Source organism: Psychrobacter communis, from assembly GCF_014836505.1.
Taxonomy (GTDB): Bacteria; Pseudomonadota; Gammaproteobacteria; order Pseudomonadales; family Moraxellaceae; genus Psychrobacter; species Psychrobacter faecalis.
This window is the reverse complement of record NZ_JACSQR010000019.1, coordinates 1-25,366: the sequence shown is the minus strand read 5'-3', so window position 1 is coordinate 25,366 and position 25,366 is coordinate 1. Positions and strand designations below refer to the sequence as shown.

Annotated in this window: 20 protein-coding genes; 16 read left to right on the top strand and 4 right to left on the bottom strand. The window is 43.2% G+C overall.

What is annotated here, in order from left to right:
* Positions 1-82: 82 nt before the first annotated feature.
* The 3 genes from H9653_RS07895 (at position 83) to H9653_RS07885 (ending at position 3,280) form a co-directional block, all read left to right on the top strand.
* The gene (locus H9653_RS07895) at positions 83-1,525 is read left to right on the top strand and encodes a capsule assembly Wzi family protein (protein ID WP_191691703.1); all 1,443 of its coding nucleotides are present in this window, start codon (positions 83-85) and stop codon (positions 1,523-1,525) included.
* Between the two features lie 259 nt (positions 1,526-1,784).
* Positions 1,785-2,690, top strand: a complete 906-nt coding sequence (folD, locus tag H9653_RS07890; RefSeq protein ID WP_191691701.1) for a bifunctional methylenetetrahydrofolate dehydrogenase/methenyltetrahydrofolate cyclohydrolase FolD — start codon at positions 1,785-1,787, stop codon at positions 2,688-2,690.
* 107 nt (positions 2,691-2,797) lie between these two features.
* On the top strand, positions 2,798-3,280 hold the full coding sequence (locus H9653_RS07885) for a phosphate-starvation-inducible protein PsiE (protein ID WP_102076388.1): 483 nt from the start codon (positions 2,798-2,800) through the stop codon (positions 3,278-3,280).
* A 123-nt stretch (positions 3,281-3,403) separates the two neighbouring features.
* On the opposite strand, the gene corA is transcribed toward H9653_RS07885, so the two are convergent.
* Both corA and H9653_RS07875 read right to left on the bottom strand, forming a co-directional pair.
* A complete protein-coding gene (gene corA, locus H9653_RS07880; protein WP_191691699.1) occupies positions 3,404-4,627 on the bottom strand; it encodes a magnesium/cobalt transporter CorA in 1,224 nt (407 codons plus the stop codon).
* Between the two features lie 127 nt (positions 4,628-4,754).
* Positions 4,755-5,144: a DUF2237 family protein gene (locus H9653_RS07875; protein WP_191691697.1), complete on the bottom strand. Its 390-nt coding sequence runs from the start codon at positions 5,142-5,144 to the stop codon at positions 4,755-4,757.
* 510 nt (positions 5,145-5,654) lie between these two features.
* On the opposite strand from H9653_RS07875, the gene H9653_RS07870 reads away from it, so the two are divergent.
* The 13 genes from H9653_RS07870 to H9653_RS07810 all read left to right on the top strand — a co-directional run bounded on the left by H9653_RS07870 (position 5,655) and on the right by H9653_RS07810 (position 22,592).
* The gene (locus H9653_RS07870; RefSeq protein WP_191691695.1) at positions 5,655-6,971 is read left to right on the top strand and encodes an ATP phosphoribosyltransferase regulatory subunit; all 1,317 of its coding nucleotides are present in this window, start codon (positions 5,655-5,657) and stop codon (positions 6,969-6,971) included.
* Between the two features lie 182 nt (positions 6,972-7,153).
* Entirely contained in the window at positions 7,154-8,443 is a 1,290-nt protein-coding gene (locus H9653_RS07865; protein ID WP_191691693.1) for an adenylosuccinate synthase, read from the top strand.
* Positions 8,444-8,687: 244 nt separating this feature from the next.
* Entirely contained in the window at positions 8,688-9,104 is a 417-nt protein-coding gene (locus H9653_RS07860) for a lysozyme inhibitor LprI family protein (RefSeq protein WP_191691691.1), read from the top strand.
* A gap of 393 nt (positions 9,105-9,497) precedes the next feature.
* On the top strand, positions 9,498-9,929 hold the full coding sequence (gene ndk / locus H9653_RS07855; protein WP_102076375.1) for a nucleoside-diphosphate kinase: 432 nt from the start codon (positions 9,498-9,500) through the stop codon (positions 9,927-9,929).
* A gap of 331 nt (positions 9,930-10,260) precedes the next feature.
* Positions 10,261-11,502 carry a 23S rRNA (adenine(2503)-C(2))-methyltransferase RlmN gene (gene rlmN / locus H9653_RS07850; protein WP_191691689.1) on the top strand — a complete coding sequence of 414 codons (1,242 nt, stop codon included), beginning with the start codon at positions 10,261-10,263 and terminating at the stop codon, positions 11,500-11,502.
* Between the two features lie 253 nt (positions 11,503-11,755).
* Positions 11,756-12,691: a type IV pilus biogenesis/stability protein PilW gene (gene pilW / locus H9653_RS07845; RefSeq protein WP_225211664.1), complete on the top strand. Its 936-nt coding sequence runs from the start codon at positions 11,756-11,758 to the stop codon at positions 12,689-12,691.
* Positions 12,682-13,503 (top strand): helix-turn-helix domain-containing protein, encoded by an 822-nt coding sequence (locus H9653_RS07840; RefSeq protein WP_404814809.1) that lies wholly within the window; start codon positions 12,682-12,684, stop codon positions 13,501-13,503. Before pilW ends, H9653_RS07840 begins: the two co-directional genes overlap by 10 nt.
* A gap of 126 nt (positions 13,504-13,629) precedes the next feature.
* Entirely contained in the window at positions 13,630-14,745 is a 1,116-nt protein-coding gene (ispG, locus tag H9653_RS07835) for a flavodoxin-dependent (E)-4-hydroxy-3-methylbut-2-enyl-diphosphate synthase (RefSeq protein ID WP_102076372.1), read from the top strand.
* A 116-nt stretch (positions 14,746-14,861) separates the two neighbouring features.
* Positions 14,862-16,160, top strand: coding sequence for a histidine--tRNA ligase (gene hisS, locus H9653_RS07830; RefSeq protein ID WP_191691687.1), 1,299 nt, complete (start codon positions 14,862-14,864; stop codon positions 16,158-16,160).
* A 58-nt stretch (positions 16,161-16,218) separates the two neighbouring features.
* Positions 16,219-17,022: a YfgM family protein gene (locus H9653_RS07825; RefSeq protein WP_225211663.1), complete on the top strand. Its 804-nt coding sequence runs from the start codon at positions 16,219-16,221 to the stop codon at positions 17,020-17,022.
* Between the two features lie 243 nt (positions 17,023-17,265).
* Positions 17,266-18,474 carry an outer membrane protein assembly factor BamB gene (gene bamB, locus H9653_RS07820; protein ID WP_191691685.1) on the top strand — a complete coding sequence of 403 codons (1,209 nt, stop codon included), beginning with the start codon at positions 17,266-17,268 and terminating at the stop codon, positions 18,472-18,474.
* Positions 18,475-18,937: 463 nt separating this feature from the next.
* Entirely contained in the window at positions 18,938-20,380 is a 1,443-nt protein-coding gene (der, locus tag H9653_RS07815) for a ribosome biogenesis GTPase Der (RefSeq protein ID WP_191691683.1), read from the top strand.
* 241 nt (positions 20,381-20,621) lie between these two features.
* Positions 20,622-22,592, top strand: a complete 1,971-nt coding sequence (locus H9653_RS07810; RefSeq protein ID WP_191691682.1) for a sensor histidine kinase — start codon at positions 20,622-20,624, stop codon at positions 22,590-22,592.
* Between the two features lie 168 nt (positions 22,593-22,760).
* Here H9653_RS07810 and H9653_RS07805 read toward each other — a convergent pair whose 3' ends face one another.
* Both H9653_RS07805 and H9653_RS07800 read right to left on the bottom strand, forming a co-directional pair.
* Positions 22,761-23,927 (bottom strand): D-alanyl-D-alanine carboxypeptidase family protein, encoded by a 1,167-nt coding sequence (locus H9653_RS07805; protein ID WP_191691680.1) that lies wholly within the window; start codon positions 23,925-23,927, stop codon positions 22,761-22,763.
* 526 nt (positions 23,928-24,453) lie between these two features.
* The gene (locus tag H9653_RS07800; protein ID WP_068406636.1) at positions 24,454-24,891 is read right to left on the bottom strand and encodes an MCR_0457 family protein; all 438 of its coding nucleotides are present in this window, start codon (positions 24,889-24,891) and stop codon (positions 24,454-24,456) included.
* Positions 24,892-25,366: the final 475 nt, after the last annotated feature.

Genomic DNA, 25,366 nt, shown 5'->3' with positions numbered 1-25,366 from the left:
ATACAAATTGATGTTTGACCCATAGTATTTATAAACCATTGGCATTTATAATGAACCCTTTACAACCGAAGAGTATTTGATCATGTACAAGAAGCTAAGCATTTTATTGAGTTTTGGGGTCTTATCATCAGTGTCGATGTCGGCATCTGCACAAAACCTGTATATGAACGATCTAAAGCTCAAGGCAGATCTTGACTGGCTGAATACTCAAGGGGTTGCGCAGATTAGCACCAGTACTTGGCCGCTGACGGGCAATGAGATTAAGCGTGCTTTAAATACAGCTACTGCCCAGACGCCAGCGCAGCAGCAGATCCTACAGTCGGTACAAACGCGATTGAATCAAAACCGCAACTCAGTGGTAAAAGGCTCGGCAGCCCTGCATATACAAACCAATAGAGATCAGCTACCACAAAAATTTGCTGATGATCAACTTGCGGGTCAGCAAGCAAGCGTTGGCGTGTCACTTAGCGAAGCGGAGTGGGAATTTAATTTACAAGCCAATTTGAAAAATGACAAACTCATCGATGACAGCTCAGATGTTAGCTTTGAGGGCTCATACCTTGCTGGTACCGCTGCCAATCACTGGTTGATTGCAGGTAAAATTCCGACGTGGTGGGGACCTGGGCATGATGGTAGCCTTATTCGAGGCGATGCAAGCTTACCAGTAGCTGGTTTTACCATGCAACGTGATCAACAAACTGCGCCGACATCCCCATATTTATCGTGGGTTGGACCTTGGCAGTATCAGCTATTTGCCGGTCAGTTAGAGGATTATGAGGCGATTCCTGATGCTAAGCTGTTTGGCGCAAGGCTGACGGCTAGTCCTTGGGAATGGTTAGAAGTCGGTGCTTCTCGTACCTTTATGTGGGGCGGTGAAGGTCGTCCACAGAGTTTTGGCTCCTTTACCGATGCTCTGTTAGGAACTAGAGATAATGGTGGTAACGAAAGAGGGGATCCGGCCAATCAGCTAGGCGGTTTTGACGCGCGTTTAAGTTTAGCACCATTGGTGAATGTGCCTGCTGGCGTTTATGCCCAATATGTGGGTGAAGATGAAGCAGGTGGCTTACCGGCTAAAAATATGTATTTAGCCGGTGTTGATTATGCGTCTGCTGCTTACGGCAAACCTTATCAGCTTTATGCGGAGTATACAGATACCCGTACTAGCGGTGAGGTAAGAGGTATCTCTTACGACCATAGTATTTATACAGATGGCTATTATCAGCAAGGTTTCCCATTAGGCTATGCGCTAGGCGGTGATGCGGAGAGTATCGCACTTGGTGGCCGCTTATGGCTTGATAACCGTAATTTTATTAACGCAAAATTACAGCATGCTAAGGTGAATCAAGCCGATGAAGCCATTAATCAAGCCTTCCCAACGACTGATAAGCTGACAGCTATCGACGTCGCTTGGGAACATCAATACAATCCGAAGACACTGATATCTAGTAGGCTTTGGGCAGTCGACTCTGATATCCAGTCCACTGATGTCGGCGTAGGTGTAGGTATTGAGCTACAGACTTATTAAATGGTTATTTAGCTGATTTACGAAAGCTCTGTAATATATGTAATCGGTCTATTATCTTTTAATAGACCGATTTTTTTATAATCTTCCTATGGTCTTGATACTGTGCGCTAGGATTTTTTAGCTCAGACAGGTACAATATAGTCTCGATCAACGGTCAAAAAGAATTGACCGAGCATAAGACAGGCATGCAAAAACTTGCAGGCGCTGTCTTTATTTTTATCGCACCCTATTTTTTATCGCACCCTTTATTGGAGTTACTATGTCAACTGCGTCTATTACGTCAACTGCCCAAGGATCTGCTACCGTTTTGGACGGTAAAGCACTTGCTAAACAAATAGAACAGCAACTGAGTGCGCGTGTAGACGCTATTAAAGCGAAAACAGGCCGTACTCCAAGCCTCGCGACGATATTGGTCGGTGACGATCCTGCTTCTGCGACTTATGTACGTATGAAAGGCAATGCGTGTAAGCGTGTCGGCATGGACTCTATACGCGTTGAAATGCCAAGTGCGACGACGACTGCAGAGCTGATGGCAAAAATAGACGAGCTTAATAGCAATCCAGACGTTCATGGTATTTTGCTGCAGCATCCAGTACCGGCTCATATCGATGAGCGTGCTTGCTTCGAGCAGATTGACTTGGCAAAAGACGTCGATGGTGTGACCTGTCTTGGCTTTGGTCGCATGGCGATGCAGCAGTCCGCTTATGGCTCATGTACCCCGCAAGGTATCATGCATTTACTAGAGCATCATAATATTGAGCTGTCAGGTAAAGAGGCCGTGGTCGTAGGTCGTAGTGCAATTTTAGGTAAACCAATGGCAATGATGCTATTAAATGCCAACTGTACCGTAACGATTTGCCATTCAAGAACGCAAGATTTAGAATCGCATATTAAGCGTGCTGATATCGTGGTTGGGGCAGTGGGCGTACCTGAATTGATCAAAGCTGATTGGATTAAAACCGGCGCGGTAGTCATCGATGCAGGTTTCCATCCGACTGATAATGGCGGCGTCGGTGATATCGAATTGCAAGGCGTAGAAAATATCGCTAGTGCTTATACACCGGTTCCCGGCGGTGTTGGCCCGATGACCATTAATACCTTAATTCGCCAAACCGTTAATGCGGCCGAAAAAGCTGCTGGTTTAGACAACAGTGCAGTCAGCTAATGAAGACGCTGTCAGAGCAAAAACCAGAACAGCAATCTGAACAGCTATCGACAGAGAAAAATAATAAAGCCTATCAAAGCAATGCTATCGATGTAGCAAAATCCAATATGGGTATCCATGAGCGCATGCAGCATATCGGCCGTGAGTTTGTCGATATCTGCCACTATATTATTTTATTCTTAATCAGCGTGGTGGTCGTTTGGACGGCGGGCAAAGAGTTCTTTTCTATTGTGCAAAAAGGCTCAGCAGATTTAAAAGATATTTTATTGCTGTTTATTTATCTTGAGCTGCTCGCTATGATTGGGATTTATTTTAAAACCCACCGTTTGCCGGTGCAGTTTTTGATATTTATTGCGATTACTGCTTTATCACGCCATTTGGTGGTTGACGTGCAAGCGGTATCAGATAACTTTCATCTGTGGCTATTGGCAACGATTTCCTTTGCCATTATGGTACTGAGTGCGTCGATTGTAATATTAACGTGGACGGCGAAGATGTTTGGGCGACCAGAAGATTATTTGGATGATCATCAAATAAGTAGTACCGAGCATCATCTACCAAGCGTTGATAGTAAGCCTTATCGTAAATAAGGTTTTTTCAAAAAATATCATTATTGAATGGCTTTCAATAAATCGCTGCGAATAAATGGTTTTTAATAAAAAAAGGGTTGCCAATTAAATGGCAGCCCTTTTTTTGTCTAAAATTCTCTTAAATTACAGCCAACCCAAGCGTTTAAAGTTAAGATATAAAAAGCTACATAACGAGATAATAACTGCCATGATAACCAGATAAGAATACTGCCAATGCAGCTCAGGCATAAAATCAAAGTTCATGCCATAGATACCAGCAATCGCTGTCGGCACCGCTAAAATACCAGCCCAAGCAGCGAGTTTACGTACCACCTCATTCTGTCCCATATTTACCATGGCGAGGTAAGTATTCATGACCACGCTAAGCATTTCATTTAAGCCATTAATCGCATCTAAAGAATGTAGTAAATGGTCATTCACATCTCGGAAATAAGGTTTTGCAGCATGGGAAAACGGCGATATCAAATCGCTTTTATCGTGATTAATAAAGAAACTACAGATATCTTGTACCGGTAAAATTACCGCACGCATATGCACCAGCTGCGATTTTAATTCATACAGATTTCTAAGCGTTTCTTTATTAAACTCATAAGTAAAAATGTTACGTTCTTGCTCACGCAGATAACTGCCTAAGCGATCGGTAATCGGCATATAGTTATCGACGATAAAATCGAGTATGGCATGCAGGACAAAGATAGGCCCCATGCGCAGCTTTTCTGGGCGGCGATGACAGTGTTCGCGCACCGGCGCATAAGAGTTCGACGGCCCATTACGAATGGTAATCAGATAGTTTTTGCCCATAAATATCGCCGTGGTGCCGTAGCGAATGACGTTGTCTTCGAGCTTGGCGGTACGTAGCACCACAAATATCATGTCATTATCGTAGTTTTCAACTTTTGCGCGCTGATGGTCAGCAAAGGCATCTTCAATAGCTAGTTCGTGCAGCTCAAAGGCATCTCTCACTTTTACCATGGTCTCTAAACTTGGGTCATAAAGACCAAGCCAGATAAATTGCCCGCTATTACTTAAAGCGCGACTGACATCATTTAATCCAATTTTATTGACTTTTTCGCCAGTTTTACGCGAGTAGGCATAGCAATTGACCACTTCATCATCGCTCGATAAGTCGATATCTTCATAGCGCTCAGAGTCGGGGTCATAGACGGTCATGGTCTCAATCGTATCCTCGACCGTCGCATCGGCATCGCCATAAATATAGCTGTCGTAGCTGGCATAATTGTCTAAATAAGAGCGCTCATCGCCCATGCTGGTGTCGATAAGGCTGACATTAGAGTCAGGTGTGATACGCGTTGTCGGTTTGACAATCAGGTCATCATCTTGGTTCATACCTTCTCCTTTAGTCGGTGGCTGATGCTAAATAAAATAAACATTAAATAAGTTATGACATGAGACTATAGTTCTTTGCCCCTTACTTTCATGTGCATTACTTCTCTGCTCATTGCTTCTTACCAAGCTATAATGCATAGCGTTTTAGCGTTTCGATATCAACCAAACTTAATAAGCTTTCATGACAGGCTTCGAGCTTTATCTGCGGGGCAATATCGAAGTCTAAGGCTTCAACCCAGCGTAGCGCGCAGATACACCAGTAATCACCAGGTTGCAGGCCAGCAAAACCATACTCAGGTAACGGCGTGATTAAATCATTACCACGACTGGCAGAAAAGTTTAAAAATTCACTGGTCATCTTCGCGCAGACGGTATGCTGACCAACGTCATGGTTGCCGGTATGACAAAAGCCATTGCGATAATAGCCAGTAATAGGGTCAAAACAACAGCTGGCGAGGGCAGTGCCAAGAACGTTGGTTTGGTTGATGGCAGGGTTTGGGTGGTAATCAGATGACATAAGGCTTTCCGAGATAAAAATATGCTTTAGTGTAACATGAGTCTAGCGATAAGGCGTTATCAAGCAACAGATGGTAAACGCTTTACAAGGTTTAAGTACGGTTTATGAGTCAGGCCGCTTCTTTGTTAAAGAATAAGTTTAGGAGACAATGAGTTCATTACATCATGCGTTCGCAAGATAATTAGATAGTAATTGGAGGTAATTGTCACTAGGCGAAGCTTGGCTGCTATGCTAAACTAAAGCATAAAGTGCCTTGATTATTTATCGATTATTTATCCTAGTTTTCTATCGCATAAATTTTAGCGCATAAAGATACTCGTCTTATCATCCTAACTTATACTTATTACTCACCCTTTTGCGGTCACCTAGTTTGCTTATAGATAATTGGGTCGGTGATGTTGCGCGTCAAAAACACAAAACGCCTTATATCACTGCCATTATGAATACGACTTTTTAGTACCGCATCAGTACCGCGTTTTTGGTAAGCGCTACGCCAAACAAGGATTCATTGTGTCTGTCAGTTCTGATTTTGCAAAACCTGCCCAGTCAAATACGACAAAACCAGCGGCGACCCAGCCTGCTGATAACCGTGCTGCCGCTAATGGTCTGCCATATCTGAGCAACTTTGCCAGCGACGTTGCCAATAACAGCTGGCTGCTGCCTGATGGGGTCGTCGATGTATTGTTTGAAGATGCTCATAAGCAAGAGGTACTGAGACATCAATTGATCCAGCAGCTTATTAGCCATGGCTATGAGTTGGTCAATCCGCCGATGATTGAGTTTACCGAATCGTTATTGAGTGAAGCTTCAGAAGATTTAAAACGCCAAACCTTTAAGATTATCGATCAGCTGACCGGTCGTTTGATGGGCGTACGCGCGGATATTACCCCGCAGATTTTGCGTATTGATGCCCATCATGGCGGTCAAGGGATTGCACGTTATTGCTACGCAGGCGACGTCATTCATACCTTGCCTTCAGGGCTCTTTGGCTCACGTACACCGCTACAACTCGGTGCGGAGATATTTGGTTGCGGCGAGCTTGCAGCTGATATCGAGCTGATAGATGTGCTGTTTAGTATGGTCAACAGCTTAGATATGAGCGCAGCATTGCATATTGATTTGGGTCATGTGGCGATATTTAAGCGTTTGGCAGCATTGGCTGAGTTGTCGGATAATGACACCGAGCAATTGATGCATCTGTATGCCAATAAAAATTTACCAGAGCTAAAACGTGTCTGCCAGCTATTGACAATGGGTAATGATTTTTACGCATTGGCGCGCTTTGGTCATGATATGGCAAAACTGTTAGACACCCTGTCAAATACTGCTAAGCAAGATACACACATCGTGACGGCTGTCGATGAGTTGCAACGTTTAAAAGCCCATTTAGAGACGCAGTGGCAGACGCCAGTCAGTATCGATGTGACCGAACTGTCAGGCTATCATTATCATACCGGTATTATCTTTAACGGCTATATCAATAGTGAAACCCAGCCGCTGGTACGTGGTGGGCGTTTTGATGGTATGCAAAGTGTTGGTCAATTAAGCGCAAAGCAGCCACGTCAAGCGACAGGCTTTAGTATGGATGTCAGCCGTTTGTTGGCGCATACGCAGCTTGAGTCACCAATTATTGTACTGGTTGATTATGAGGCTTTACAGCACGCTAATGCTGATAAAGCGCAAATGCAGAATCTATTACAACAAGTCACAAGCTTACGTCAACAAGGTTACCGCGTCACTATGCCATTAACGGCTGATGACCGTCCAGCAGCGATGACGCATCGTTTAAACTTTGTAGATAATGAGTGGCGTCTAGAAGCGGTTTAAATTTAAAAAAACCGTTACGCTCACAACCAGTTTGCATAAGGCTTATTTATCGAAGCTTATTTATTAAATTTTGAAAAACAGACAGTGAATAACATATCATTTCTTAGTACTAAGTAAGTTTTGCTAGGTTGTTTTAAAATTATTGCTGCACACACCTCAATACATAAAGGTAAGGATTAATCATGGGTAAGAATGTCGTAGTTTTGGGTAGCCAATGGGGCGATGAAGGTAAAGGTAAAATCGTTGATTTACTGACCGAAAAAGCCTCAGCCGTTGCACGTTTCCAAGGCGGGCATAATGCCGGTCACACCTTAGTTGTCGATGGCAAAACCACCATCCTACATCTGATTCCTTCAGGTATCTTGCGTGAAGGCGTAACGTGCTTCATCGGTAACGGCGTGGTGCTAGCACCTGACGCTCTATTAAAAGAGATGAAAGCTCTAGAAGAAAAGAATGTGCCAGTCCGTGAGCGCCTACGTATTTCACCAAACTGCCCATTGATTATGCCTTATCACGTCGCGCTTGACCAAGCACGCGAAGCTAAGCGCGGCACGGGCAAAATCGGTACCACAGGTCGCGGTATTGGTCCAGCTTATGAGGATAAAGTTGCGCGCCGTGCAATTAAACTTGCTGACTTGTTCCGTGATGACTTAGAAGAAAAACTACGTAATTTAATTGAATATCATAACTTCCAACTGACTCAGTACTATAAAGTTGATGCCATTGATTTTGATGAAACCTTTAAGCTTTGCCAAGAGTGGCGCGAAGAAATCAAAGGTATGGTTACTGATGTAACAGAAGACCTAAACCAATTACGTCTTGCTGGCAAAAACCTAATGTTTGAAGGTGCGCAAGGTACCTTGCTTGATATCGACCATGGTACTTACCCGTTTGTGACCAGCTCTAGTGTCACTGCGGGCGGTGTATCGACTGGTACCGGTATTGGTCCATTATATTTAGACTATGTATTGGGTATCACTAAAGCGTACACTACGCGCGTTGGTAGCGGTCCATTCCCAACTGAGTTGTTTGATGATGTTGGTGCGCATTTGGCCAAAGTCGGTCATGAGTTTGGTGCAACCACTGGTCGCGCGCGTCGCTGTGGTTGGTTCGATGCCGAATCATTACGCCGTGCTGTGGTACTGAACTCTATGTCAGGTATCTGCTTGACTAAGCTTGACGTGTTAGACGGTCTAGAAGAGCTATTAATCGGTGTCGGTTATAACTTACCTGAGACGGAGTGTGCTGGCGCGCATGATGCTGAATTCTATGAGTCAGTCGCGCCTAAGTACGAAACCCTACAAGGCTGGAGCGAGTCAACCGTTGGTATCACCAGCTATGACGACCTACCAGAAAACGCCAAGATTTACATCAAACGTATCGAAGAGTTGATTGGTTGCCCAGTTGATATCATCTCAACCGGTCCTGACCGTGAAGAAACGATTGTATTACGCGATCCGTATGATGCTTAATTAGTAAAACAGCTATTTATTATAATAACCTCCATTGTTTAAACGCAGTGGAGGTTTTTTTATGAGAGCTTTTTAAGAAGATGTATAAAATACTTACAGTTATTAATTACATAAAATCAAGACAAGCGCTTTCAAAAAAGATTAAGCTAATAGTAATAGCGACAACAACCTTGTTTTTGTTGAATAGCTTTTTATGTATCAAAAAGGATTTTTGATTATCAGCAAACCATAAGAGGGACCTAACATGAAAACTGATATTATGAAGCACATTATGGTTAAAACCTCATTAGCCATATTGACGTCCGCAGCTTTTATGTTGCCCATGCTGTCTTGGGGCGCCCAAAATTGTGATAAACCCATCAATGATTTTGACGGTCTTTATTGCTTAACCAAAGTATATCTAGAAGCAGATAAAGAGCTTAATAACTCTTATACCAAGCTAAATAAAGTTTTAAATAGCCAGCAAAAAACCACACTTAAACGTGGGCAACTTGCTTGGATGCGTGACCGAAATGATCAATGTAGCTATCATGATGACGATGGTTTTTATGTCAATATGGACTGCGCTACCCGTATTACTACCAAACGGGTCAATTTCTTAAATGACCGTGTGCGTGAATGTAATGCTGGCAGCTGTCGAGACAGTCGTTTAGGAGAGTAATTGGCTAAACGTATGGTTATAAAAGCGATTGTAATGGTATTTGTATTGCCTTTATAGCAGTAAACTTTAAATATACCAGTAAGCTTTAAAATGGTGATTTTCTAAAGCATAGCAATTTTAAAGCTTTTTTAAACCTTAATTTTCTGAGCGCTTAACGTAATTAACGCTATCATTTATAGGCTCAATCATTATAATATGCAACAATCCTGTATTGGTGTCCAATGTTGTTTGAATTCATATTTTAATATTGATAAATCATGAGTCATTTCAATAAATCCAAGTCAATATGGTGGCCTGAGATAAAATGAGTGGTTATTGATGAAACCACCTCTTTACTATTCCATGCCTTATTTTAGTGTAATTTTTTAACCCCTCATCTATTAGGAGCTTTTCATGGCTAACGAACGTACTTTATCTATCATCAAACCTGACGCAGTAGCTGGCAACCACATCGGCGCTATCTACGACCGTTTTGAAAAAGCGGGTCTAAAAATTGTTGCAGCCAAAATGCTACAACTTGATGATGAAAAAGCAGGCGGTTTCTACGCTGAGCACGCTGAGCGTCCATTTTACAACGACCTAAAATCTTTCATGATGTCAGGTCCAGTATTGGTATCAGTACTAGAAGGCGAAAACGCAATCGCTAAGCACCGTGAAATCATGGGCGCAACTAACCCAAAAGACGCTGCTGAAGGCACTATCCGTGCTGACTTCGCTAGCAGCATTGATGAAAACGCCGTTCATGGTTCAGATTCAGCGGAATCAGCAGCACGTGAAATCAGCTACTTCTTCAATGAAGATGAAGTTTGTGCACGTACGCGTTAATAGCAGCAGTTATTGATAATCGCTTTGATGCTGGTTATCGATAATTAATATAGCAAGACGGCTTATATCTTTTGGTATAAGCCGTTTTAGCTATAATAGTTTGATTCTATATTGAAATTCTTAAAGATCTGCCTCATTATTAGTTTTACGAGCATTATCAATCCCTTATCAGTATATTTTTATCAGTTTTAAGTATTCACCAATATATCGATAAAAAATGCGCTCATAACGGATTGCTTATGCACTCATACATCAGATGTATGATTAACTGGCAACGCCCATCTCAATAATTGCAGCGCTTATGTTAGTGGCTGCAAAAAGGTTACCTATTATGTCCACTCTTGAAACCCCTATTCAACATATCCCAGCACAGACTGTTAAAAAGCCAGTTAATAGCATCAAGCTTGTCGATGAAGCACAAGCGAAAACCAACTTATTGGGCATGACGCAAGCGCAACTGGCCGATTATTTCAAAAGTATTGGCGAAAAGCCGTTTCGTGCGACGCAAGTGATTAAATGGATTTATCAGCACGGGGTGACCGATTTTGAGCAAATGACCAATTTGAGCAAATCCTTGCGTGATAAATTATCAGCCCATGCTTGTGTTACGCCGCCAAAAGTGATTCATCGTCAGTATAGCGATGATGGCACGCGTAAATGGGTGTTTGAAGTCACCGGCGGTTCATTGGTCGAGACGGTATTGATTCCGGCAGATGATAGCAAACTAAACGGCCGTAAGACTCTTTGTATCTCCTCGCAAGTTGGCTGCGCGCTAGACTGTAGTTTTTGCAGTACTGGTAAGCAAGGTTTCGAGCGTGATTTAACCCCTGCCGAAATTATCGGCCAATTATGGGTGGCGAATGCTTCTTATATGAGCGATGACAATGACAGCTTGGAAAACGTTGACCATAGTTTATGGGAAAATAACGTCACCAATGTCGTGATGATGGGTATGGGTGAGCCTTTATTAAATTATAAACCCGTGGTTGGCTCAATGGAGCTGATGCTAAGCGATCATGCTTACGGTTTATCAAAACGCCGTGTGACGCTATCGACTTCAGGCGTGGTGCCAAAAATGTACCAATTGGCGCAAGATATTGATGTGGCATTGGCGATATCCTTGCATGCACCAAACGATGAGTTGCGTAATGAGCTGGTGCCGATTAATAAAAAATATCCGTTAGATGAGCTGATTGCCGCGGCAAAAAACTACGTTTATGATGTCAATCCGCGTCATAAAAAGCATGTCACGATTGAATATGTCATGCTTGATGGCGTCAATGATAGCAATGAGCACGCCCATCAACTGGTGGCATTATTAAAAGATTTGCCAAGTAAGATTAACCTGATTCCGTTTAACCCGTTCCCGCATGCGCCGTATGATAAATCGAGCAATAACCGCATTCATGCCTTTAGCGATATTTTAAGCCAAGCGGGTTTTGTGTGTACCATTCGCCAAACGCGCGGTGATGATATCGATGCCGCTTGTGGTCAATTGGTTGGACAAGTGGCGGATAGAACGCGTCGTTCAGCAGCGTGGCAGCAAAGTATTAAAGAACGTGAAAGTATTTAACGCCATTTTTATTGTCCAAAGTTAGGAAGTTAGGATTAAATATTTGCTGATTGACAATTAGACAGGTAAGAGAAAGAATTGAATTGCTTAACTGTCTTTTTTCTCTCACAACGGTAATAAAATGTAGTTACGGGCATCGATAACAAAGAGCAGTATAATTAATATCAACTAAATTGTACTTATGGGTGCTAAATCCATTAAACTGATGCTTCGATGATCGAACGCATTGACCCACAGTTTTATGATGGCGGCTATGATGACTTTAAAAACTCTTTGTCAGTTCAAATATCAAACCTTATCCTCTCAACCAGCGCAGCAATCAGCTGTTAGTATTGCCCAAACGCGCGGCGCGAAAGCTATTTTGTTAGCCAGTGCGTTAAGTGCTTTGTTATTAAGCGGTTGTCAAAGTACGACGACCACAGATTTGATTGGTAATACACCTTATCAAACGTCGACGCGACCGAGCGACAATCGCAATTTAGATCAGCAAGAAATTGCTCGCGTTCGCACGTCACTTGCTGCACAATATATCCGCAAAAATGAGCTCGATACCGCCCAGCGCCAACTTGAAAAAGCCTTTGCTGCCGATAGCCGTTATGCGCCTGCCTATGATATGATGGGCATTTTGTTGCAGCAAGAGGGCAGTCGCCTAAATCTTGCGAAAGCCGATCAATACTTTAAAAAAGCCATTATGCTAGATAAAGATTTTGATCAAGCGCACAATAATTACGGCGTTTATTTGTCGCAAATGAAGCGCTATAAAGAGGCGGCGGAGCAGTTTGAGATTGCAGGGGCGGCGCTTGGCTATGAAGGCCGAATTGGGGCGTTAGAGAATTTAGGGCGTACCTATCTTCAGCTCAATGATCATCCAGCCGCTGCCAAAGCATTTTTACGCGCTTTAGATGGCAACCGTAATAGTGTGATTGCGCATATTGAACTGGTTGATTTGCTACTTGAGCAGCAACGTGTACAGCAGGCTCAAAGGCTTTATGATGAAACCTTGCTACTGGTACAAGGACAGGGTATTAGCCCGCGTCTGCTATTACAGGGTATCAAACTTGCCGCGGCACAAAATAACATAGCAACGCGCCAGCAATTGGCTCAGCAGCTTTTATCTGCTTACCCACTAAGCGATGAAGCAAAACAACTTAAGATTTGGCTTAATAATCCAGAGGCACCATGGAAATGACCACCCCATCATCAAACACACAATCTAACGCTCAGGGATCATTTGGTGCCATGTTGCAGCAAGCCCGCAAAACCAAACAAGTCAGTTTAGAAGAGGCTGCTGCCGAATTATTTATTTTAAAACGTCATTTACAAGCGCTCGAAAATGAGAATTTTGCGGATTTACCACAAGCGGCGTTTGCACGCGGTTTTGCGATTAATTATGCTAAGTTTTTGGGTTTAGATCCCACAAAAGTAGCGAGCAGCTTTGATGCTGCTTATCCTAATGAGCTAAAAGCGCGCGCCCCTCAGAATATTGAGTCGCCACTACGCCCGATGGGTACGTTGCAGCGCGATACTCACAATCGCATTCGTTTTAATCCCTTATTAATCATCGCCGTGATTGGCGTTATTATTTTAGCGATTTTCTTATTTCGCATGGTGTCTAACGCCAGTAAAGACAATAATGAGCAGCCAGTAACGATCAGCGAAGATATCTCAGCACTAGAGCAAGCGCAAGGCGCAGCGATTGATGTTGATAGCAATGGCGTTGGTGCGTCTGGCTCGGCGCTGAATTTGGGCGGTGAAAGTACAGCTGCCGCTACGCTCGACGTGAAGCTGACCGATGCCGCTGTTGTGGTGATTACCGATGCCTCGGGTAGCAATTTAATGAATGGCTCGCAAACTGCTGGCGATTATAAATTATCAGGTACACCACCTTTTAACGTACAGATTGATAATGTCAAAAATGTCAGCTTAATGCTTAATGAAGAAGCGGTGGCGTTAGACAGTTATGCTACAGGTACGCAGGCCAGTTTTGAGCTTGCGCCTTAATATTTAATAGCTATTAAACTTAAAAAAACGATTGTTCTTAATAAGCTGTTAGCGTTAAAAAATAATGTTGGTTTCCAAGTTTCAGTTTTAATTCGTTCCAATTTGTTCCAATGAAAGGGTTTGTCTATGTCAACGTCAGCGCCTATTAACCGTCGTCTTACCAAAAAAATACATGTTGGTGATGTCGCAATCGGCGGCGATGCACCGATTAGTGTGCAAAGCATGACCAATACCGATACTTGTGATGTAGAGGCAACCGTTGCTCAAATCGAGCGCTGCGTCGAAGCGGGTGCGGATTTGATGCGCGTGTCGACACCGACGATGGACACCGTCAACGCCTTTGCCGAGATTCGTAAGCGCGTCAGCGTACCACTCATTGCAGACGTACATTTTGATCATAAAATCGCCCTAGCGGTCGCGGCAGCGGGTGCCGATTGTTTGCGTATCAACCCGGGTAATATCGGTAGCGACGCCAAAGTCCGCGAAGTGGTCGCTTGCGCCAAAGATTATAATATTCCGATTCGTATTGGCGTTAATGCAGGCTCATTAGAAAAAGACATTCAGCGTAAATATACTGAGCCTACTGGTGAGGCGATGCTTGAATCAGCGATGCGCCATATCGATATCTTAGAGCGTTTAAACTTTGATCAATACAAAGTCTCGGTAAAGGCCAGTAATGTATTTTTGACTTTAGATGCCTATCGTCTGATTTCTGCGCAGATTGATAATCCTTTGCATTTAGGCGTCACCGAAGCGGGTGTGTATCGTACTGGCGCGGTAAAATCTGCCATTGCCTTAGGCGGTCTGTTATTAGACGGCATCGGCGATACCATTCGTATTTCTTTAGCGGCTGAGCCAGAAGAAGAAATTAAAATCGGCTTTGATATTTTAAAATCACTCAATATTCGCTCAAACGGCGTTAATTTTATCGCTTGCCCAAGCTGCTCACGCCAAGAGTTCGATGTGATTAAAGTAATGACCGCATTAGAGTCACGCTTAGAAGATATCCGTGAGCCGATGAATTTGTCGGTGATTGGTTGTAAGGTAAATGGTCCGGGCGAAGCGAAAGAAGCAGACATTGGTATTGTCGGCGCGGCACCAAAATCGCTGGTCTACCGTATGGGCGAAAAAAGCCATTTGATTGATACCAATAATTTGGTTGATGAAATCGAAGGCATGGTACGTGCGCATGCCGAAGATTTGGCGAAAAAACGTGAGAATGAAATCATTCGCGTAAAATAAGTCGCCCCCTGATTTGTTTTGCGATTAAAATAAAGCGCGATTATTAATAAAAACCGTCATTACTAATAAAAAGTATTAGAGATAGCTTGTTAAAAATTTAAGGATGCGACCGTACTATGATTAAAGCAATCAAAGGGTTTAATGATATTTTGCCTGAGCAGTCCGTAAAATGGCTGCACTTAGAGTCGATATTGGCAGATGTATTAGGCAGATACGGTTATGAGCATATTCGCCTGCCTATCGTTGAGCAAACCGACTTGTTTGCGCGTGCTATCGGCGGTGCCACTGATATCGTCGAAAAAGAGATGTATAGCTTTACCGATAAGTCTGAGCCGCCAACGCCATTGGCATTGCGTCCAGAAGGCACGGCAGGGGCAGTACGCGCGGTGATTGAGCACAATTTATTGCGCGGTGATACGCCAAAGCTTTGGTATATTGGCCCGATGTTTCGCTATGAGCGTCCACAAAAAGGTCGCTACCGCCAGTTTCATCAATTGGGTGTCGAAAGTTTTGGTAGTGCGCTACCGGATGCTGATGCCGAACTGATCGCTATGACGCATTTGATGTGGCAAGAGCTTGGTCTAAAAGATGAGATGCGCTTAGAGCTCAACAGTTTGGGTGAGCTTGATGAGCGTCATGCTTACCGTGAAGCATTGGTTGCATATCTAACTGATAAGCAAGAGCAGTTAGATGAAGACAGCAAACGCCGCCTGATGACCAATCCATTACGTATTTTAGACAGTAAAGAGGCGAGTACCCAAGCGCTATTGGCAGAGGCGCCAAAGCTTGCTGAGTTTTTGGGTGCAGAGAGCAAGGCGCATTTTGAACAAGTGCAAGCGTATCTGACCGCACTTGGGATTGAGTTTGAGATTAATCCGCATTTAGTACGTGGACTTGATTACTATAATAAAACTGTATTTGAGTGGGTCACTGATAAGCTTGGTAGCCAAGCGACCGTTTGTGCCGGTGGCCGTTACGATGGTTTGGTTGGCCAATTAAAATCTATCGGGATTTCTGATGATAAAGGGGATAATAAACCCGTGAAGTCTGAGCCAGCCGTTGGTTTTGCGATGGGACTTGAGCGCTTATTACTGCTTATCGACGCTGTATCACCGATAGCAGAGTTGCCCGCTTGCGATATTTTTGTGGTTGCCCATCCAGAAGTTTATAGTGCGGGTATCAGTTATGCGCAAGCGCTGCGTTATAGCCGTCCTGACCTACGCGTAAAAATGGCGAGTGCAACCAGCTTAAAAGCGCAAATGAAAAAGGCGGATAAATCGGGCGCGGCGTTGACAGTGATTATCGCCCAGCAGGAGCTCGATGATAATACCATTAGTATCAAAGACATGCAGACGGGTGAGCAAAAAACAGTCGCGCAAGACTGGTTGTCAACTAAAGACAACTTCGTTCGTTAATAAGCGATTGTGGCTTTAGCATTAAAAATTTCATATCAATTTTATCAGGTAAAAATATATGGCTCTGACACCCAATTCGCCAAATGCAGACAATTCCATGCAAGCGTTAAAGCAATATGGCAGCTATATTGTCACTGCGATTTTATTGGCGTTAGCAGCCTATTTTGGCTGGACGTATTGGCAAAATAACCATGCGCGCGTCGATACGGTGGCCGCCGACCATTACGCCGATATTCAACGTTTAAATGAAGAAGTTAGCCTCGCATCACAAAACCCAGACTTAGAAGCAGAGGCACAAGCGTCACTAGCAGAGAGCCGTAAAAAGCTAGATAAAGATATTGATGCTCTAGTGAGCACCCATGGTAATTCTGTCTATGCGTGGCAAGCGCTGATGATTAAAGCGCGTCAGCAAGTGGACAGCGATGATTTTAAAGGTGCAGGTGAGACCTTTAAAAAAGCACTGGCAATCGATTTGGGTGATGCGGGTCTACAAGCGATTACCCGTCTGCGCTATGCCAAAACACTATTGGCAGCGGGCGATGCCGATGCTGCTTTGGCTGAAGCTAATAACGATATGCCAAGCTCGTTTGAGGCAAGCCAGCAAGAGTTATTTGGTGATATTTATTTGGCGCAAAATAATAAAGATGCGGCGATTAAATCTTACAATAATGCTTGGGAATTGTTACGTAGCCGTCAAGAAACGCGTGCAGTATTGGCATTAAAGATGGAAAGTCTCGGTATCGTGCCTGAACCTATTGAGCCGCAAGCTGGACTTATCCAAGAACCTGCTATGCCTGCCCAGCCAGTCGTAGCCGAAGGTGAAAATGCGGCAGACAATAATAAGATAGAAGCTGGCGCATAAGCCAGTTGTTAAAAAGATACCAAAACCAAATATTAAAAAAATAGCAAAAGCGCTAATGTGCTAATAAAGAAAAATTGCAACACGATAAAACGTTGTAAAAACCCTTTTAAAACTAAGTAGCGCAGTGAGTTAAAGAGGCAGTATCAATCATAAGTGCTTATTTATTATACTTATTATTGTGTCCCGTTTACTTACTGCTAACTAATTTATTCATAATTACTTTATTGGTAGTGAGAACCTATAATGACTCAAGCTATTCGCTCAAATAAAACGATAAACGTTAAGACAATCAAAACGACGGCCATGCATGTCGCCGTCATCGCAGTGATGGCAACAGCAGTCGTTGGGTGTAATCGAGGTATCAAACCAGTCGTCAATGATCCTGTAAAGTTGGTACAAATCGCACAGCCAATTAGCGTACTACAACCTGTTTTTAGTACCGATGTTGGCAGCAAAAAAGCTAGTAGTAAAGACCCTCTTAGCTTACAAGTAGGCTATGCCAACTCGCAAATTGTGACGGCCTCGCGCGGTGGCGATTTGACAGGCTTTGATAGTAAGGGTCAGCGCCTATGGTCAGTCAATGTAGGCGATCAAATCACCGGCGGCGTGGCATTAGACGCCCTTAGTCAGACGGCTATTGTTAGTACACGCAGCGGTTCGGTGATGGCATTTGATAGTGCCACTGGTGCCAAGCGCTGGCAGCAGCAATTAACCGGTACGGTTTTGACGCCAGCGTTAATCAGCAATAACCGAGTAATTTTATCGGCCAATGATGGTTTCTTGCATGGTCTGTCGCTACAAAACGGTCAATCTGTTTGGCAGTTTGCCACCCAAGTACCTCCTATCAGCGTACGCGGTACAGCAGCGCCGACACTGTTAGATGATAAAACTGCACTCCTAGCAACAGCTGACGGTCGCTTGCATGCTATTACTATTGATAATGGTCTACCGCAATGGTCACGCCGCGTTGGCGTCGGAGCGGGTAGTAGCGAAGTTGAGCGCATGAGTGATGTCGACGGTATGCCCATCGTTGATAATAATCAGTTATTTGCCATCAGTTATAGCGGTCAGCTGCTCGGTATTGACTTAGCCTCGCGTCAAGTTATGTTCGTCAATGAGCTTGCCAGCTTAAAGTCACTTGCGGTCAATAATCAGCAAGTTATTGCCACCAGTTTAGATGGCAAAGTGGTTGCTTATAACCGCAGTAATGGTGAAGTGTTATGGGAAAGTGAAGAATTAGCGTATCGTCACCTTACCAATCCTGTGATGATTGGCAATTATATAGCGGTCGGCGACTTTGATGGGGTCGTACATTTATTTGACCCTGCAAGCGGCAAAATCGTTAGCCGCGTGCAGACCAAAGGTGCTTTGACCAATTTGCAAGTACAAGGCAGTCTATTAATGACCCAAAGTACTTCAGGACAAGTAGCGATTTGGCAATTAGCACGCTAGGTTTGTTATAAGAGAAGGCTTATTTAAACGTCTATGTTCTAAAGCCATGTTTTAAAGCAATGCATTAAAACTAGTTGTCAAATAAAGCGTTAAATAAGCATAATGGTATTAGGTTCAAGAAAAACGCTGCTTTGTCAGCGTTTCGTGCCTTGTGTAAATTGCTTGTTTAAATAGTGGCTTTCGCGTACTCTATGCGACCGATACGTGGTAGGCGTTAATTGTATAAGTCATGACGATTGATTGGTCATGATGCTTATATGTCTGAATTATCTATACTTTAAGCGACATATTAACCATTATTTATAGCAACTGCTTAACGCAAAAAGCCCACTGTTATTAGCCATCGTTTTATCTTTACCATTTATTTAAATTTGCGGTCGAGTAGCGTTATTATTCTTAATATAAGCGTAAACGCAGCGTCCGCCATTGTACACATCACTGTGTCTTTCACTGAGAGTAACCCATGAGTATCAAGCCTGTGGTCGCCTTAATTGGCCGTCCAAACGTCGGTAAATCTACCTTATTTAACCAGTTCACTAAAAGTCGGCAGGCATTGGTTGCTGATCTATCAGGGCTGACTCGTGACCGTCAATACGGTGATGCAACCTACGAAGACAAATCCTTTATCGTAGTCGACACTGGCGGTATTGGTGAAGCTGACGATGGTAGCGGCAATATTGATGACTATATGTCTGAGCAGTCGCATACCGCCATTCATGAAGCCGACATTATCGTTTTTGTCGTTGATGCACGTGCCGGTATGATTGGCGCTGATGCTGAGATTGGTAAGTTTTTGCATACCCTCGGCAAGCCTGTTTATGTCGTCGCCAATAAAGTCGATGGTGTACATGAAGCTGCGCCTGCAGAGTTTTATGCGTTAGGTTTAGGCGAGCCGTATCCGATGGCTGCCAGTCATGGGCGCGGTGTCGGTAATTTGCTAGAAGCGTTGACCGCTAACATGCCAACGCAAGAAAATGTCGTCGAGCCAAGAGGGCTAAAGCTTGCGATTATCGGTCGTCCAAATGTTGGTAAATCAACGCTGGTCAACCGTTTATTGGGTGAAGACCGTGTGGTGGTGTTTGATATGCCCGGTACGACGCGCGATAGTATTTATATTCCTTATACACGCGATGGCAAAGATTACGTTTTGATTGATACGGCTGGTGTACGTCGCCGCGGTAAAATCGATGAAAAAGTAGAGAAGTTCTCAGTCATTAAAACCTTGCAAGCGATTGAAGATTCTAACGTAACCATCATTGTGATTGATGCGCACGAAGGTATTGTCGACCAAGACTTAAATATGATTGGTTATGCGCTTGATGCAGGGCGTGCATTGGTAGTTGCCATTAATAAATGGGACGGTCTGACCCAGGATCAAAAAGACTATATCAAACTTGAGATGGATCGCCGCTTTAACTTTATCCCATATGTCAAAGTACATCTTATCTCGGCGCTACACGGCACTGGGGTTGGTAATTTATATCCTTCTATCTTACGTGCTTATCAGTCGTCGATGTTTGAGGTATCAACCAACCGCTTGACGCAGATTTTACAAGATGCGGTCACGGCCAATCCGCCGCCAACGGTTGCTGGTCGCCGTATTAAACTACGTTTTGCGCATATTGGTGGTCATAATCCGCCGGTGATCGTGATTCATGGTAATCAAACGTCTGCGCTGCCAAAAAGCTATCAACGCTATCTTGAAAACCAATTCCGTCAAGTCTTTAAGCTTGAAGGCACACCGCTGAATGTTATATTTAAGCAAAATGAAAACCCGTACGCCAATAAAAGTGATACGCCAACCAAAGCAAAAGCGCAGCAATTACGCCAACGTGAACGCAATCGCGCGCAAAAATTTACCACCAAAGATAAGCCTAGATTTACCAATAAAGATAAAAAGCGTTAATTTTGCCAGATAGTGAGTGTTTTTATTTTTTTAGCAAATAAAGAACATTTTATTTTAACTTTGCTGTTTTTCGATTCTTAGCTTTTTCTGTAATATAAAATGCCATGATGACTATGTCAGTCGTCATGGCATTTTTTAATTTAAAACTGTGTTAAGTTACATTAAAATGTCGCATTATCCTTATCCTCTCTATAATATATCTATATTATAATTACAAGTTGTCTTCACTCAGTTGAGTCATATGAACAACCGTTCCCCAAAAACCTTACCCATGCTCATTTGGCAATCTATCATGCAGACCATGATTTTGGCTGTATTGGCAGGTTTTTTATTGTCTTTTGTTTATGCCTTGGTGCAGCATTATAAGGAAGAACGTCGGCATACTCAGCAGTTGGCGAACCTCCTGACGCTTAGCGCGGCGAGCGTAGATGGCGATGAGGTAGTCGCTGATCAAGTGCGTTTTTTGTTAGAAAATGAGCAAAACATCGAAAGTATTTTGTTTTATACCACCTCGCAGCCAATTGCTGATAGCAACCTATCAAAAGACGATTGGAAAAATGCTTTATTTGCCAATGCGGTCAGCTTTAATTATCCGGTCGTCGGTGACTATGTTGATGGTACTAGCACACTTTCTATCGGTAGTGATACGCTAAACGGCGAGCAGAAAAATTTTACGTTGACCACCATCAATACTAACTCAAACTCAGAGAGCGACCCTATAAGCGACTCAGTGAGCGAAATGTCGTCTGATACCGCCTTGGTCGGCTATATCAATATTACTTTAAATGTGGCGGCACTGCGGGCAGATTGGGTGCAAAGCAATTTATGGCTGTGGTTAATGACAACGTCGTTGGCGATTATCTGGGCGCTATTTATTTTGCGCAAACTAAACTGGCCATCAAAAGATATCGACGCACTGACCGAAGTTTGCGATATTGTGCTAAAAAACCCTGAGCTTGAGCAGCTACCGGCGATTCCGCAGCGCTTTAAATTTGAAGAATTGGTGCAGATTAAGCAGGCTTTTATCACTTTGTTTAATCGCCTGCAAGCGTCGAAACAAGATTATGCAGCGCTGGCCGTGTTTGAGCAGCAGTTACATCAAAAAGATTTATCGCTTGATGTGCAGTTGCATAATTTTCAAAGCATGATAACCCATGAGCTAAAAACTTCCCTAAATGCCATCGTTGGCGGCTTACAGCTGTTAGATAGTGAACAGCTAAATGCTGAGCAAAAAGACGCAGTTGAGATTATTCACAATGGCAGTGATAAATTGGTATTGGCGCTCAATCAAATTATACAACTGAATCAAATTCAAAAAGGGCAAATCAGCCTACAAATTAGCGAATTTAATCCGCTGCAATTAATTTCAGACCTATTGGCCGAATATGAACCTATTGCCAAGCAGAAAGGTTTGGATTTAAGCAGTTATATTCATCATATTGATTATAGCCTCGAAGGCGACGCCGAAAAAATTCAGCAGATACTGTCGATCCTACTGAGTAACGCCATTAAGTTTACCCCAACAGGGCAAGTAAGCATTACCTCGCAGCTGACCCATTTCGACCACAGCAATCGCTGGCAGATACGGATAAAAGATAGCGGTATCGGTATTGACAGCAGTTTTATAGAAGATATTTTTAATCCGTTCTTTCAAGTAGATTCATCGCAAACCCGTCAGTATGAAGGCACAGGTATCGGCTTGCCAGTCGTCAAGCAAATGGCGCAGCTGATGGGCGCTAGTGTCGAGGTAAATAGCACGCTAGGGGTCGGAACAGAATTTATAGTTACTATGCAGCTGTCCAATCAGCGTCAATCGCGGCAGCAATACCTGCTGTCTGGACTCGACGTGATGTATTACTACTATCAAGATAGCAGCGCTTTGCTAGAGGAGTTACAGCGACTAGGGGCACGTGTCACCTGCTATCAACATGAACAGCTGGTTATTGATGAAATAGCTGATAAAAATTTCGATATGGTGATGTTTGCTGAAGACGTATTACCAAGTAGCGCTGAAGCCTTAGCAAGGCGTATTCGTGCTTCTGAGACCGATCATCGTGCTTTGTTGGTGTATTGGTATTCGCAGCAGCAAGCGCTACATTTAGATAGTTTTGAGCACGGATTAAAAGCTGCTGGGGTAGATTACTGTCAGGTAGCGAGCTATGAAGACAAAGCGCTGAGTAATTTGCTAAAAAGCTGGCTGGTTTGGTCTTAAATATGACGGTGTTCATGAGGCTAAAGATAAAAAAAGACCGATAAAAAAGACGCCCATCAAAGGCGTCTTTTTTATATTAAACTCGCTAATCACTGTTATCTAATATCAAATGGCTTTTAAAACAAATTGTTAAGCTAAAGATTCAAGACAAGTACTTAAAACAATTCTTTAAAACAAGTTTTGAGCCCAGCGCGTGAAACGTTGCCAAATACGGCTCATAAATCCTGATTGTTCGATATCGCTCGTAGCAACGACAGGAACTGAGGCAACTGCTTTACCATCAATTACCGCCATCATTTTGCCAATTTCTTGACCTTTTTTGATAGGAGCTTCTAAGCTTTCAGGAATATCGACCACGGTGGTGATTTTATTCTTTTGGGTTTTGCTGGTCAAAATCTGCAAACTGTCACCGGTTGTCAACTCCACTTCTTTTGCTTCGCCAAACCAAACCGGTACTTTACTGACGAATTGGCCAGCCGGCGCTTTAGTGACGGTGGTAAAGTGGCCAAAGCCCCAGTTTAGCAACTCACGTGACTGATCGGCGCGCGCTTGTTGACTTTTTGTGCCCATAATGACAGAGATAAGGCGCATATCGTCACGCTTACTTGACGCTGCTAAGCAATAGCCTGCGGCGTTAGTATGACCTGTTTTTAAGCCATCAACCGTCGGGTCGGTCGCAAGTAGGGCGTTACGGTTACCCTGCGTGATACCGTTATAGGTAAACTCTTTTTCCGAATAAAGACCATAATAGTCGCCACTGTTTTTGATAATAGCACGCGAAAGTTTTGCTAAGTCTAAAGCTGATGCTTCGTGGCCTTCATCGGGCATACCTGTGGCATTGACAAAATGGGTATTTTTCATGCCGATTTTTTCGGCTTCTTCATTCATCAAAATCGCAAACGAAGCTTCGCTACCAGCGATGTGTTCGGCCATCGCTTTTGAAGCATCGTTACCTGATTGAATGATGATACCGCGTAGCATATCGATCACGCTGGCGCTTTTATTGACTGGTACATACATGCATGACTCACTGCTACTACCGCGGCACCAAGCATTGGCGCTCATCAGTACTTGCTCGTCTTCTTTAAGATCACCTGACGCTAAGCGCTGCTCAATCATGTAGCTGGTCATCATCTTTGTCAAAGACGCTGGTGGCAGTGGTTGATTGGCGTTTTTCTGCGCCAGTATCTCACCCGTGTTATAGTCCATTAATACATAGGCGGTATTGTCCATTTCAGGAGGCTGAATGGCTGCGCCCGCCATCATTGCACTCATAGAAACACTAACGCCCACTACCAGCTGTACCAGCTGTTTTTTCACATGCTTTACTGTCATAGATTGTTACACCGCATCATAAAACCAAATGTATCTATCGCTGCTATCACAGGCTAAATCTCAAGTTCATCTGATATAAAGCGCTTTAAATTTAAGCGTCAGAACAGATTTTTGCTGAAAGCCTTGACGACTGAGCGATGGACATAAAATTAACGCCTTATCTTAGCAAAATGCCGCTCGATGGGGAAATGATAAATAAAATAAAATCACTCACGATTAGAAATTGGATTTATAGCAACTTTTTTAATATCCATAAAAAAACTTGCTACAACGTCTGCTATGAGCGGACGATACAGCAAGCTGATTTTGCAATATAGATGTAGTCTTTAATAAACCCAGTATAGGCTTAATGCAGATTCTTATTTAAAATTTATAAGAGCAATTACTAAAAGCTGATTATCAAAGGTTTTTGCCTAGCATCTATCACGTCATAATAACCAGATTTTATTGTCGTTAATAGTAAAGGTATTTATTTACGTTGACCAGATGCTAGGTTTTATCGGATTTACTTTTCTATCGAAACGGATTAATGATATTCAGCATTGGCCAAATCTTCGCATAAGGCTTTGTTCTCTTGCTTTGAGAAGCCCATGGTCCAACTACGAATACCTTGCAAGATTTGACGGTAATCTTGCTGCGTAGACAAGTATTGAATAGCCGCTTTTGGATCCTCTAACGATGGCATCAATTCATGCAGCTGCACGTTATAAGATTTATAAAAGCGCTGTTTTTGTTTGCCAGTTAACATCGGCGGGCAAATCTCTGATAACACATGCATCACCGCAATTTCATGCTTAGTGATATTAATGCCCGATAAATCTACTGGAATGGTAGTCGACGCATTGGACGCAGCTTGGGTCGCTTGAGACAGCATAGCAATAGACGTTATCAGTCCTGCAAGACCAACTTTTGAGGCGGTCTTTGCTATCACAGAAGCTATAGATAATATCGATTGATTTTTCATTCAGTATTACACTCGCTTATCTTTGTTTGATGGTGCTATGTTAATGGGTAAAAAAATAAAAGTCACATAAAATATTGATTTATGTGTAGATATATTGTGAGCTAAGCCGCCTTTACAGCAACATATCAGCATTATATCGCCCTAAGTTACCTCAACATAAAAGTATCAATTGATCGTGTTGTCCCTTGTTGCCTACTGTAACCGCGACGTCTTACCTTTTGCAAAAGATGCTTACTGCTACTATTAAAATTATGAATAAAATCAAATAGTAATTTGAACTTGCTCAAAGTCTGGGTTCGCCTCGCGAGGCGAGTAGGGTATAATCGCCCAAAATCTAAAACGCGACAGCGCTATCTATAATGTCTGTCTTTATTTTGCTTAATTTTGGTAGGCATGATTTTGACATACTCCCACCACTTTCGCTAAGCTCAAGTGGGGGATTCTAAAAGCGTTAGCGCTTAGGCGACTTTCTCAC